Genomic DNA, 12763 nt, shown 5'->3' with positions numbered 1-12763 from the left:
GACCTGCGGGGGCAGACCCTCGACGCCATGGCCCTGCGCTCGGTCGTCCCGCGCGCCGACGTCGACGTCGCCGCGGCCCTGGCGAGCGTGGCCCCGATCTGCGAGGACGTCCGCACGCGCGGCGTCCCGGCGCTGCTCGAGCTCACCGAGAGGTTCGACGGCGTCCGCACCACCGACGTGCGGGTCCCCGCGCACGCCCTGACCGACGCGCTGGCCGCCCTGGACCCGCAGGTCCGCGCGGCCCTGGAGGAGTCCATCCGCCGGGCCCGGCTGGTGCACGCCGACCAGCGCCGCACCAGCACCACCACCCAGGTGGTGCCCGGCGGCACCGTCGCCGAGCGCTGGGTCCCGGTGGGCCGCGTGGGCCTGTACGTGCCCGGCGGCCGCGCGGTCTACCCCTCCAGCGTCGTGATGAACGTCGTCCCGGCCCAGGCCGCGGGCGTCACCTCGATCGCGGTGACGAGCCCGGCCCAGAAGGAGTTCGGCGGCTCGGTCCACCCCACGATCCTGGCCGCGTGCGCGCTGCTGGGCGTCGAGGAGGTCTACGCCGTCGGCGGCGCCCAGGCGATCGCGATGTTCGCCTACGGCGCCCGCGACGCCGACGGCACGGTCGTCGTGCAACCCGTCGACGTCGTCACCGGCCCGGGCAACATCTACGTCGCCTCGGCCAAGCGGTACGTCCAGGGCGTCGTGGGCATCGACTCCGAGGCCGGTCCCACCGAGATCGCGGTCCTGGCCGACGCCACGGCCGACCCGGTCCACGTGGCCGCGGACCTGGTCAGCCAGGCCGAGCACGACCCGATGGCGGCGGCCGTCCTGGTCACCGACTCCACCGCGCTCGCGGACGCGGTGGAGGAGGCCCTGGTGGGGCGGGTGGCGGCGACGAAGCACGCGGGCCGGGTGGAGGAGGCGCTGCGCGGACGGCAGTCGGCCGTGGTCCTCGTCGACGACGTCGACGCCGGCCTGGCCGTGGTCGACGCGTACGCGGCCGAGCACCTGGAGATCCAGACCGCCGACGCCCGCGCCGTCGCCGCCCGGGTCCGCAACGCCGGTGCGGTCTTCGTCGGCGCGCACTCGCCGGTGTCGCTGGGGGACTACTGCGCGGGGTCGAACCACGTCCTGCCGACCGGGGGGACGGCCGCGCACTCCGGCGGGCTGAGCGTGCAGACCTTCCTGCGCGGCGTCCACGTCGTCGACTACGACGAGCGGGCCCTGCGGGAGGTGGCGCCGCACGTCGTGGCGCTGGCGCAGTCCGAGGACCTGCCCGCCCACGGTGACGCGGTGACGGCCCGGTTCGCGGGGGAGCAGCGGTGAGCGAGGAACCCGGGGAGTTCGACTTCGACGCCGAGTTCGAGAAGGCCTTCGGCCCCAAGCCGCCGGTCCGGTCGGTCCTCGTCGCTCCGGTGCTCGACGCGAGGAAGCTCGCGGAGGTGTGCACGGCCGCGGGCGTGAGCGCGACCGTGGTCCCCGTGAAGGGGCTGGGCTGCGTCCTGGTGACCGCGGACCCGAGCAGCGGTGAGGCGGACGCGCTGACCCTGTCGCGCCTGCTCCGGGGGGCCGAGGTCGTGCTGCTCACCGTGGGGGAGGAGTCGATCGAGGGTCAGACGTGGGTCGGTGGTGAGCGCGGCGCCGACCCCAAGCCCGGTCTGCTGCTGTCCGTGTGGCCCGACGTGGTGCAGCAGCTGGTCCTGGGGCGCCTCGACCCCTCCGAGGCCGCCGGTGCCGCTGCCGGTGGGCAGGGCAGCCGCTTCGGCGCGTTCCGGAAGCTGTTCCGCGGCAAGGACACCGACGCGGAGGACGACCGGTCGCGAGGCCCCGACGGGGAGTAGCCCGGGTCAGATGAGCAGCAGCCCGCCGTCCTCGGCGTCGATGACGGCCCGGGCCAGCGCTCGCGGGGACGCGAACTCCGTGAACGGCAGGGCGTGGGTGAGGTAGCCGCCGCGAGGTCCTCCGCGGTCGACGTGGACCTCCTTGGTCCCGTCGACCACGATGTGGATCTCCCGGCCGTGGGGGGTCACCCGCACCTTCCGCCCGCGGTAGCCGAAGTCGTCGTCGGTCGGCAGGGCCACTGCCTCGGTGTCGGGGAAGGGCCACACGACCGTCCCCACGACGGCTCCCGCGAACAGGGCCCACGCCCCTGCGACGTAGTGCCTGCGACTGATCATCGTGGCTCCTAGGAGTACTTGTACCCGAGCGTCCGGATGTCGAGGACCTCGGCGATCGGCCGGGGGGTGATGAGCTGCTGCATCACGTCGTTGCGGTTGTGGCCGACGGGTCCCCCCGAGGCGGGCTGGTACTTGGTGGTGACGCCGTAGCGGGACTGCCACGACCACCAGATGCGGTCGATGTTGCAGTGGTGCAACCAGAAGACGGGGTCGTTGGGCGAGGTCCCCACCAGCATGTCCCCACCCACCCACCGGTGCACCTGGTTGTGCAGCCGGGACCCGGCGTGCCACCCCTCCAGCCGGTTGCGGAAGCTGGCGACCGTGGCGTCCCAGGGAGCCAGGTCGTAGGTCGTGAAGTTGTTCAGGGCGTCGGTCACCTGGGCCTGGTCGGCGAGCGTCGTGACCCCGCCGGGGTCGCGGCCGAGGCGCCGGACGAGACCGGGGGTGGAGCGCGGTACGAAGGTGTTGGTGCTGCTCTGGTGGATCAGTGCGGTCCACGACGCGAAGGGACCGTCCTGGACGCGGTCGCCGGCCGTCGCCACCCCGTCGGACCCCACGAGGGCCGCGCTCCAGAACCGCGAGGTCGCGGGCTTCCCCGCGTTCAGGGCGGACTCCTGCTCCCACTTCCAGTACGGCAGCCCGGAGATCGAGGGGTCGACGCTCAGCAGTGCGCTCTCGAACTCGAGCAGCGATGCGCGGTGCCACGGGAGGAACGCCGGACCTCGGTGCGCCACGTTGCGCGACGACCCGGCGGGCGTCGCGGTGTTCATCGCCCTCATGTGGCGACGGGTGAAGTTGTCGTAGCGACCGTCCGCCTTGAGCGTGTTGAAGGCGGCGAACAACCGCTGCGTCTCGGCTGCTGTCAGGCTGAGGATGTTCTTGCGCACGGACACAGGAGGTCCTCCATGTGACGGGCCGCATCATGAGCTCCCGAACGACCCGGTGGCCGAGGCGTCGCGGCAGCGAAGTGCTGGCGGTGAGGTTAGCGGTACCCGGCCCTACGGGGAAGGGGCAGCCGTGCTGCCCGCCCGCCGCGCACCGCGGTCGACACGTCCTGGGCCTGATCACGATCGGCGTGCCGGGGCTCCGGGCGCAGGTGCAGCCGGTGACCAGGGCGTGGGCCGTGCCGGCCGGCTCAGCCCGGTCCCCGTCGAACCGCGCGCGTCGACGTCACAGCGGTACGCGACTGGCCGCCTCCCGGGCACCCGGAGACGCGACGCGGCGATCCGCTCCGTGGTCGACCGGCGGCACGGGGGTCTCGTCGAAGGACGGCAAGCGCCAACGCCGACCGATCCGCAGGTCGAGTTCATCGGGCTGCCAGCTGATCGTCCCGCTCCCGGGGTACGGGGTGATCTCCCCGAACCAGACCTGACCGTCGTGCTGGTAGAGGTCGACCCGGATGAAGTCGAACCCACGCCCCATCGCCGAGGCCGCCTCGAGCATCTCCTCGAGGAGTTCCGGGCGGGGCACGTCCTCTCCCGTGGGCATCCCCTTGGCGCGTCCGACCCACTGCCAGTCCGGCGAGTAGAGGCGGTGCCCGCGATGGGTGAAGCGGTTGGTGTCGGTGTGCACGAGGGCGACGTCGCCCTCGAACACGTAGAACTTGAAGTCGGTCAGTTCGTCACCGGGAACACCGATCCGGTCTTCCACGAGGTAGGACGCGTCCGCCAGCGTGTACGCCCACTCGCCCAGCGCTACCCACTGCAGCGGGTCCAGCCACCCAGCGGTGCGGGACAGCAGGTCGTCGACGTCCGGAGCGCCGCTGCCGAACTGGACCAGAGCGGAGCGGTGGTTGGGTTTCAGCACCCAGTGCTCCGGCAGGTCGACGTCCGCGAGCTCCCTCAGGTCCCTCCCCTGCCAGCGCAGGCGCGGGATCTGCACGAACGCCGGGGCGTTCTGCCGCGCCCACTCCTTCATGCGCGCTTTGTCGCAGGTGACCGCCAGGAGCTGGCGGCGGTCGTGGGCGATCCTCCAGAGCACCTTCTCGGTGAAGTACTGCGGGTCGTGCACGGAGGGCCAGCGGCCGAAGTCCCGGCGGTAGCGCAGGTTGCGGTAGTGGTACCAGGCGCCGTGTCGCACGCGCAGCGGAAGGGCGTCGACAGCACGGCGGTAGAGGGTGGCGGCCGAGGGGAAGCGTTGCTGGGGTGCTGCAGTCGTCGTCATGGGTTTCTCCTAGCCCAGGGGTGTCCGCCGCCGGTCGCAGCACGAGGCCCGGCCGAGACGAGAAGGGGCGGTGTGCCGTCAACCGGTTCCTGCTGTCGTTCGTGACACGGGGATCGAGGTGCTCCGACGACCGGGCCGAGCCGGGGAGGTGCGAGCGAGCCACCCGCGCCGGGAGCACCCCCGCGAGGACGACGCAGGAACTCCCCCCGCACTCGGCTCGACGACCTCGTGCTCCTCGTGGTGCGGCTCGTGCCCGACAGCGTCCTCGACGCGCGCCACCACCTCGCGCATCGAACTGCCGGTGCACCCGGCGGATCGGCCGCACAGCAGCGCAACGGCGCGTCCCTGCCCACGGGTGTCCTGCACCGCCGGCGGAGCAGCTCGCCGCGAGGCCGACCACGGCCGCGCCGCGCTCGAACCGGGTCGCCCCACCCCGCCGCCCGCGCCCCGGCGGCGGGACGGCGAACGGTGCGATCGATCACCACCTTCACCCTCCCAGCTCTCCTCGCGGCACTACGATCAGCGGGTGAGCCGCATCGTGTTCGCAAGTCACACCGCGAGAACCTCGACCTTCCGCGTGGGAAGTCACCACCTGTCGCGGGAACTGGCGCGCCAGGGCCACCTCGTCGTCCACGTGTCGACGCCCCTCTCGCCGTTGCGCTTCACGGGCTCCACCGGTTCGTCGAACCTGACCCGACGCTGGCGGGAGCACTCGATGGGTCCCTGGCAGGTGGAGGAGAACCTCGTGGACATCGTCCCCTTCACCGTCGTCCCGGTGCAGGGGAACGGTTTCCTGCCCCGTCCCGTCGTGGAGCGGGCCGTGTTCCCGGGTCTGCGCACCACGCTGTCCGCGCTGGACATGGACGATCCCGACTTCCTCGTGATCGACGAGCCGCTCTTCGCCGGCCTGGAGGACGTGCTCACCCCCCGCCGGGTCGTCTACCGCCCCACGGACCAGTACGAAGGCCGCTTCCACGGCGCCGCGCAGGCACGCCTCGTCCGCAGAGCGGACGGCGTGGTCGCCACCTCCGAGCAGGTGCTCCGAGCCCTCCCCGCCCGTGCGCGTCAGGTACCGCACCTGACGCTGCCCAACGGGGTGGACCTGGCTCACGTCGTCCGCCCCGCGAGCGGTGCCGCGCGGATCGCGGGTGCCGTCTACGTCGGCGCCATGGACGACCGCTTCGACGCTGCGTGGCTGGCTGAGGTCGCATCGCTCGCGCCGGAGGTGCCGTTCGCCCTCTACGGCCCCCGGCCACCGGGCCGGGACTGGCCCGCGAACGTCACGCTGCACGGCCCGCTCCCCTACGACGACCTGCCGGACGTGCTGGCTCGGTACCGCGTCGGTCTCATGCCCTTCCGGGACGTCGTCCAGAACCACGGGCGGAGCCCGATGAAGATGTACGAGTACCTCGCCTGCGGGTTGTTCGTGGTGTCGACCGGCGCCGTCCGGCAGGTGAGCGCGGAGGGGGCGCCGGGCGTGTGGGACGTGCCGGACGCGGCCGCGGCGGCACGACGCATCTCCGAACTGGCGACATCGGCGCAGCTGAACCAGGAGGGGGCGGACGTCGCCCAGGGCAAGGGGTGGGTGGGCATCGCCGACCGGTTGGCGGCCTTCCTGCAGTCCCTCTGAGGCTGCTGGAGGGCGTTGACCAGCCGGCTGCTGCCCACCCGCCGGGCCGGCACCGGCCCCCGCCGCGTCCTGAGCTGCCCGACCCGGGCGGTCGCACCGCCGCAGCTCGTGCGTCAGCACGCCACCCCCGCAGGCCTGGCTCGCGGCGGCACCGTCGGCCTCTCCGCTCCCCAGCGCGAACCGCCACGTGCACGTGGTGCTCGACGCCCTCGACGCCCTCGATGCCCAGGTACCCGAGCTGTCCGGGGTCGTGGGGGTAGCGCACGGAACACCTGAGCGTCCACTGCTGAACGGCGCCCTGATCACCACCGACCGCGTCCACGACCGGGCCGCGACGGTGTGACCGGTGGGTTCGTGGCGGAGGCCGTCGACGAGGTGGTGCCCGACGGGCTGCCGGCACCGCCCACGTGCTGGTCCGGCTGCACCTGGGTGCAGGTGCCGACCGCGCAGGTGGGCCGGTCGAGTGTCACCCCGGCCCCTCACCGGTGGACCGGGGGACGCGACGGATCCGAGGACCACCTGCTCACCGGTTCCGGGAACGCCTGCTGGTCGGCGCATCGGGCATCGTCGAGGGGGTTCAAGGTCGGCCGCGCCTGCGCCCGGGGTACCCGCACGTCGATCGTGCTCACGACGACGCGGTGTCGACCGCGGTGTCGACCGCCGTGTCGACCGCCGTGTTCTGGGGGAGTGCGGGGGTCGTGCCGCGCACCCCTCGTCGCGGCGTCGCCCACGGTCCCGGCCCGAGCCGCACCCGTCGGGTCGTGGGAGGCAGCCCGGCGTTCGCCCCCTGGACGTCGCCGCTCCCTCTCGGCGTCTGCCGCGGGACGACGTACCCGGAACCGCCGTCGCGCACGTCGACCACGCGGTGCTCCGACTCCCGGGGGGCGAGTTCCAGCATCACCTTCTCGTAGGCGTCGATCGTCGACTCCCAGGACAACTCGGCGGCCCGTTCCAGGGACCGCGAGTGCAGCCGGGCGATCTCGTGCGGATCGGCCGCGAGGTCGACCAGGGCACGTCGCAGGGCGTCCGCGTCCCGGGGCGGGACGACGACCCCGGCCCCCTCGGCCACGTCCCGCACGCCCGGCAACTCCGAGACGACGGGGACGAGCCCGCGCACCATGCCCTCGAGGACGACCAGCCCGAAGGCCTCCGCTCGGGTCACGGAGGGCAGGACGATGACGTCGTGCTCCTGGTAGGCGAGGTGCAGTTCCGCGTCAGGCACCCGGCCGAGGAAGCGGACGTTCTGCGCACCCCTGGATCGGACGGTCCGTTCGTGCTTCTCCAGGTCCGGCCCTGCTCCCACCAGGGTCAGCTGCAGTTCGGCGCGTCCGATGACGGCGTCGAGGAGGACGTCCACCCCCTTGTAGGGACGCATCTGCCCGACGAAGAGGACTCTCAGCGGCTGACCGGGCTCGCGCGGAGACCGCTGCACGATGCCCGGCACGGGGTCCACTCCCCAGGGGATGACCGACACGTTGCGCGCTGACGGCGCGAAGAGGCTGTCTCGGTAGAACCGTGACGTCGTCACGGTCCGATCGGCGACGTGGCTCAACCACCGGTGCACGCCGTTGTAGACGTCGGTCGCCTTGAGCATCCCCTCGATCTCGATGGCCGAGTGGTGCGTGTACACCAGCGGAACTCTCGACGAAGGACGGGAGAACCGCGTCATGAGCAGGAAGACGTCGCTGAGCGTCGGCACCGGACCGTGCAGGTTGACCACGTCGTACCCCTGCATCTTCCGGCGGATGCCGGGCCAGTGGAGCGCGAAGGAACTGAGACGGACCTCCCCGAAGACGATCCGGGGGATCTCCGTGGAGGAGACGGTGTCCACCACGTGACCACGAGCTCGAAGGCCCTCGGCGAGGCGCCCCACCGTCCGGGAGATGCCTGAAACGGTGGGCGGGGCCTCGGATGTGACGATCAGCGCGCGCATCGGCGGTGTTTCCCCTCGAGCGAGACGAAAGTTCCATCACTGGCAACGTGCGTGACTCGTGGAACCGTGCCGCGTCGGAGCGCCACCCGAGACGGCCGCGTGGGGTCACGCCCGGTACCGCTGGCCTCGATGACCCCCGGACGTGGCTCTCTGTGAGCAAACGCTAGTGATGCTCACCCGATCGGCGCAAGCATCACTACGATCAGTAGCTTTGAGTGAACCTTAGGTAGCTACTCACACCTGTGGAGGCTTCACGCCGACACGTGCGGCCCCTCGGAGCGACTCGCCGGCACCGTCGGCAGGACCGCCCGCCCCCGCGAGTCGCGACACCTCCCCCTGCTGCTGGGGGAGGTTGACGACGAGGGACCCACCACGACGACGACGTCCTGGCTCCGGCCCCTCGATCGCCATGCGAGCCACCGCCACCATGGCCTCGCGGACGATCGTGCTGCTCATCTTCGATTCCCCGTACCGCCGTTCGGTGAAGTGGATGGGAACCTCGACGACGGTGGCCCCGTCGCGCTTCGCGGCGAGCGTGGTCTGGATCTGGAAGGCGTACCCCGCAGCGTCGAGGCGATCGACGGGGAGGGAACGCAGGAGCTCGGTGCGCCACATCTTGAACCCGCCGGTGAGGTCGCGAACGCCGAGGCGGAGCAGAGCGGAGGCGTAGAGGTTCCCGCCGCGGGACAGGACGCGTCGCTCGAGCGGCCAGTCGTCGTCGACCCCACCCCCGCGCACGTACCGTGAACCGAGGACGAGGTCGGCCCCGGACTCGATCGCGGCCAGCATGGGCGCCAGAGCGCTGACGGGGTGGGACCCGTCGGCGTCCATCTGCACCACGACGTCGTGCGGGCCGTCCACCGCACGGCGGAACCCCGCGCGGTAGGCCCCTCCCAGACCGTCCTTGACCGCTCGCGTCATCAGCTGCACGCGGCCGGGGTGCTGGGCCCCGATCTCCTCCACCAGCCGCCCCGTGCCGTCGGGGGAACTGTCGTCCACGACGAGGACGTCGGGTCGGACGCTCGCCGCCAGCACGAGACCGAGCGTGCGCTCGATGTTCTCGGCTTCCTGGTAGGTGGGCAACACCACAAGAACGCGCACCGCAGCCTCCTGTGCCGGGTTCATTGCTCCGTGATCGTTTCGCCGCGAACTCTCGCCCTCGCAGATGGCGGGGCAGACGTGCACCTGTCACCAGGGGGTGCACGGACACGCTGAAGCATCGCGACCGTAGCGCACCAGCAGGTCGCTGCCTAGGGCGCGTGACGACGGGGCCGTTCGGCGGCGCGCGACCTGGGTCCGGTTCGCCGACGGCGGCACCACCACCGTGCGCTCTCCGCGGGCGGTGCGACCGGCGACGAACGCCCCTTGCCGAGGGAGCGGCGACTGACCTACTGTCTGCCGTCCGAGGGACGAAGCCCGGCCCTCACGCCCCTGATGCCGCAGTGACGCACCTTCCACTGCGTGCCGACGCGAATCGCTGGAGTTCCCGCTTCGAAGGGTTAGCCGCGTGCACCTGTCGACCAGACCACCGAGCACGACTGCGTGATGAGCCACTCCCTCACGAGCAGCACCACGGATGCTGGTCGGCCTGCCGGACGTTCCCGTGCGACCGCGGCACCGCGCTTCTCGCGCGTCGACGCCGGCCTCCTCGCGATCGTGGTCGGCGCCACCCTCGCTGTCCGTCTCCCCGGCATCCGGACCGCCTACGACGTCTACGTCGACGAGTTCGTCTACCTCCTGCAGGGCCAGAGCGTCCGGGACGGCCACGTCCCCCCGGGGACACCGAGTCAGCCGTTCCTCATCCACCCACCGGGTTTCTTCGTCTACGAGTCCTTGTGGATGCGCCTGTTCGGGGTCGACGCCGACCGCTTCGGTGCCGTGTTCGCCATGCGCGAGGCGCAGCAGGTGCTCGTGGCGCTGACAGCAGTGGGACTCTTCCTCGTGGTGCGCGAGCTCACCGGCCGCACTCCTGCGCTGATCACAGGACTCGTCTTCGCCCTGGACCCCTTCATCGCACGCCAGAACGGTCGGATCCTCCTGGAGAGCTCGACCGTGGCGTGGGCCGTCCTGGGGCTCGCGGTCCTCGTCCCGCTGATGAACCGTCGCAACGCCGTGGTGCCGGCCCCGCGGCGGTCGGCGCGGCGAGAGGTCGCGGTGGCGGCGGCCGGTGGCCTGTTGTTCGGTTGCGCGATCGCCACCAAGGACATGGCTGCCTTCATCACGGCCTTCCCCCTGGCGCTGGGCCTGCTCACCGGGTGGTTCCTCCCCCGGAAGCTGAGCGCCGTCGCGCTGGCCGCCGCCTGCGTGCCCTACGCGGTCTTCGTCGGTTTCGTCGCCTCAGCCGGTCTGCTGCCGGAGTTGTGGCGGTCGAAGACCTGGGGGTTGTCCCGGCTCGCCGGCGCGACCATCACGACCGGCTACAACGCCGACGACGCCCCCTCCATCACCTCGGTGGCGGTGCAGCAGCTGCACGACTTCGGCACGAGCTACGCCGTGATGGCCGTCGGTGCAGCGGCTTCGCTGTGGTTGCTCGTGCGGGCGCGACGGCAGTCGGAGAAGTTCGTGGCGGTGGTGGCGGTCTCCGGTTGCGGCGTGGTCGGGTACGGCGTCCTCTTCGGCACCAGCGAGGAGCACCTGTTCTACTTCGTCGTCGTACCCGTCCTGGTACCGCTCGCCGTCGCGGCCACCGACCTGGTCCGGCGGGCACGGCGGGGGAACCCCAGGACGTCGATCGCCGTCGTCGGGGCGGTCCTCGCGGTGGCCCTGGTCTTCGACACGTTCTCGTGGGCACGGCTGCGTGCCACGCCTGACGACGGTCAGGTGCAGGCGTACGAGTGGCTGACGCACAACGCCCCGCCCGGGTCGAAGGTCGTGTGGATCGCGGGCCAGACGAAGTACGTGTTCCGCGGCACCGACTACTCGACGATCCCCCTGAGGGACCCCGCGCAGATGGCGGCACAGGCTCCCTTCTACCTCCTAATCCTGCAGAAGGAGGTCGAGCAGCGGTACTCCTACGCCTCGCCCCGGGACGTGCAGTGGTACGTCTCGCGCTCCGACCTCGTCTTCCAGCAGCGCGGCGCGACGTACGGCGACGTCTCGGTCTACCGAGTGCACGACCCCTCGACCTGGTGACGCACGAGAAGGAGGGGACGCGTCCAGCGGCGGTGGACGCCACCGCGGCGCGCCCGCCGCAGGACGGGAAGGGCCGTGAGCGCGGCGGCTGGGCGGCTCGACACCGGGCCACCGAGCTGCCGGCACCCCGCGGAGCACCCCTCCCCGGCCGAGGTCGCAGCGCGCCCGGCGTCGTGCTGGACGAGGGAGGGCCCGGTGCTCCGGTGACGGCCGCACGGGTCGACGTCGCCCCGACGACCGCAGCGGCCGCCCCCCGGGCCGGGGGGCTGTCGCTGCGCACCGGTCGACGGGCGCCGCGCAGCACCGGTGCGCACGCGTCCGGGCTGCTCACGGTCGCCAACGTGGCGATCGGCGTCCTGAACTACCTGTACTCGCTGTCGCTGACGCACCTCATGCCCGCCGCGCAGTACACCGTCTTCGCGGCGGTGCTCTCCGTCCTCATCATCCAGGGCACCATCGGCTCGGCGGGAGTCCCGTGGGTGCTCGCCCGGGATCTCGCCCTGCGCGGCGACGACCCCTCCGCCGCGCGCCGGAGCGTCACGTTCGCCTTTTGGCTGAACCTGTGGTCGGGAGCTCTGCTGGCCGGCCTCGTGGCCCTGGTCTGCGCCTCCTTCGCCTCCAGCGGCGCTGTCGTCGTCACGAGCCTCACGGCCTTCCTGCTCGCGGTGTCGTCGACCGGGGCGGGGTGGCTGCAGGGACACCGTCGAACGAACCTCATCGCCGTGCTCAAGCTGAGCGAGGTCGTCGTCAAGGTGGTGACCGGCATCCTCCTGGCTCGAGCGACGTCCGGTTCGGCCGCGATGGTCCTGCTCGCCTCCCTGCTCGGGTGCCTGGTCCTCTTCGCCTCCTTCCCGTCCTTCGCCCGCTCGATCGGCCGACCCACGTCGGTGGCGCACACCGCCGACCTGTGGGTGAGCGCAGCGCGGATCGGTGGGTTGCAGATCGGCGTCGCGGTGATCGGCGCGGCGGACAGCCTCGTGGTGACGATGGTCAGCGCGGCAGCCAGTGACACCGCCGCCTACCAGGCGGCCTCGACCCTGGGCAGGGTGCCTCTCTTCGTGAGCACCGCCGTCTCCACCGCCGTCTTCCCGCTGCTCGTGCGCGAGAACTCCGCGAAGGCCAGGAGCAGGGCCCTCATCAGCTACCTGCTGGTCTCGTGCTTCGGCTGGGTGGTCCTCGTCACCGTTCCACCGGCGGTGCTCGGAGCTCTCTTCCCGAGCGAGTTCTCGACGCTGCGGAACTGGCTGGCGTTCACGGCCCCCCTGGGTGTCCTCGCCGGCCTCCTGAACCTCGTCTCGACCTTCGAGCAGGCCCGCGTGGACAGCTGGCACCCCCACCTGGTCCTGGGTGGAGCCGCCCTCCTGTACGTCTCCGCCATCTCCCTCGCCGGCCACTTCGGGGGCCTCACCGCCTTCGCCGTGGCGACGCTCGCGGGGGCGGTCGTCGCGGTCGGAGCGGTCGTGCTCCTGCCCTCTCAACGTTCGGTGCCGGTCGAGCTGGTGGCGGCGCTGCACCCGTGGGTCTACGTCGTCGCGGCAGTCGTCGTCGGGGCTCTCGTGTTCGCGCCGGGACCGGTCTGGTGGCTCGTGGTGACGGCGCTGGCGGGGGCGACCGTCGCCTGCGTGGCCTTCCCCGAGTTCCAGGGTCTGCTCCCTCAGTGCTGGCAGGCGGTCCTCGCCCGAGTCGTCCGCGAGAAGAGGGGCCGGCACCGCCGCTGACCGAGCCGGTACGCGTTCACCC

The 12763-nt window shown here is 72.0% G+C and carries 11 protein-coding genes; 6 read left to right on the top strand and 5 right to left on the bottom strand.

All coding sequences use genetic code 11. The features are described from left to right. Positions 1 to 27: 27 nt before the first annotated feature. Both hisD and BJ968_RS02795 read left to right on the top strand, forming a co-directional pair. A complete protein-coding gene (gene hisD, locus BJ968_RS02800) occupies positions 28 to 1314 on the top strand; it encodes a histidinol dehydrogenase (protein ID WP_179756108.1) in 1287 nt (428 codons plus the stop codon). After that, complete coding sequence (locus tag BJ968_RS02795) at positions 1311 to 1829, top strand: hypothetical protein (RefSeq protein ID WP_179749016.1); 519 nt, start codon at positions 1311 to 1313, stop codon at positions 1827 to 1829. Before hisD ends, BJ968_RS02795 begins: the two co-directional genes overlap by 4 nt. 6 nt (positions 1830 to 1835) lie before the next feature. Here BJ968_RS02795 and BJ968_RS02790 read toward each other — a convergent pair whose 3' ends face one another. From BJ968_RS02790 to BJ968_RS02780, 3 genes are all read right to left on the bottom strand, one after another. After that, positions 1836 to 2165 (bottom strand): hypothetical protein, encoded by a 330-nt coding sequence (locus BJ968_RS02790; protein WP_179749015.1) that lies wholly within the window; start codon positions 2163 to 2165, stop codon positions 1836 to 1838. 8 nt (positions 2166 to 2173) lie between these two features. Beyond that, positions 2174 to 3058: a tyrosinase family protein gene (locus BJ968_RS02785; protein WP_179749013.1), complete on the bottom strand. Its 885-nt coding sequence runs from the start codon at positions 3056 to 3058 to the stop codon at positions 2174 to 2176. A gap of 277 nt (positions 3059 to 3335) precedes the next feature. Next, positions 3336 to 4175 (bottom strand): ATP-grasp fold amidoligase family protein, encoded by an 840-nt coding sequence (locus BJ968_RS02780; protein ID WP_218884727.1) that lies wholly within the window; start codon positions 4173 to 4175, stop codon positions 3336 to 3338. A 730-nt stretch (positions 4176 to 4905) separates the two neighbouring features. On the opposite strand from BJ968_RS02780, the gene BJ968_RS25435 reads away from it, so the two are divergent. After that, positions 4906 to 5958 carry a glycosyltransferase family protein gene (locus BJ968_RS25435; RefSeq protein WP_179749009.1) on the top strand — a complete coding sequence of 351 codons (1053 nt, stop codon included), beginning with the start codon at positions 4906 to 4908 and terminating at the stop codon, positions 5956 to 5958. Positions 5959 to 6154: 196 nt separating this feature from the next. Next, entirely contained in the window at positions 6155 to 6301 is a 147-nt protein-coding gene (locus BJ968_RS02770; RefSeq protein WP_179749008.1) for a hypothetical protein, read from the top strand. A gap of 282 nt (positions 6302 to 6583) precedes the next feature. Here BJ968_RS02770 and BJ968_RS02765 read toward each other — a convergent pair whose 3' ends face one another. After that, on the bottom strand, positions 6584 to 7891 hold the full coding sequence (locus BJ968_RS02765; RefSeq protein WP_246314071.1) for a glycosyltransferase family 4 protein: 1308 nt from the start codon (positions 7889 to 7891) through the stop codon (positions 6584 to 6586). Between the two features lie 234 nt (positions 7892 to 8125). Beyond that, positions 8126 to 9076 (bottom strand): polyprenol monophosphomannose synthase, encoded by a 951-nt coding sequence (locus BJ968_RS02760; RefSeq protein WP_343077774.1) that lies wholly within the window; start codon positions 9074 to 9076, stop codon positions 8126 to 8128. Positions 9077 to 9547: 471 nt separating this feature from the next. Between BJ968_RS02760 and BJ968_RS02755 the strand changes: the two genes are divergently transcribed. Both BJ968_RS02755 and BJ968_RS02750 read left to right on the top strand, forming a co-directional pair. Beyond that, entirely contained in the window at positions 9548 to 11023 is a 1476-nt protein-coding gene (locus BJ968_RS02755; protein ID WP_179749004.1) for a phospholipid carrier-dependent glycosyltransferase, read from the top strand. 203 nt (positions 11024 to 11226) lie between these two features. Further along, entirely contained in the window at positions 11227 to 12741 is a 1515-nt protein-coding gene (locus BJ968_RS02750) for an MATE family efflux transporter (protein WP_179749002.1), read from the top strand. Positions 12742 to 12763: the final 22 nt, after the last annotated feature.

The organism is Kineococcus aurantiacus (genome assembly GCF_013409345.1).
In the GTDB taxonomy this organism is placed as follows: Bacteria; Actinomycetota; Actinomycetes; order Actinomycetales; family Kineococcaceae; genus Kineococcus; species Kineococcus aurantiacus.
The sequence above is the reverse complement of the archived record's forward strand: the minus strand, read 5'-3'. Positions and strand labels throughout refer to the sequence as shown.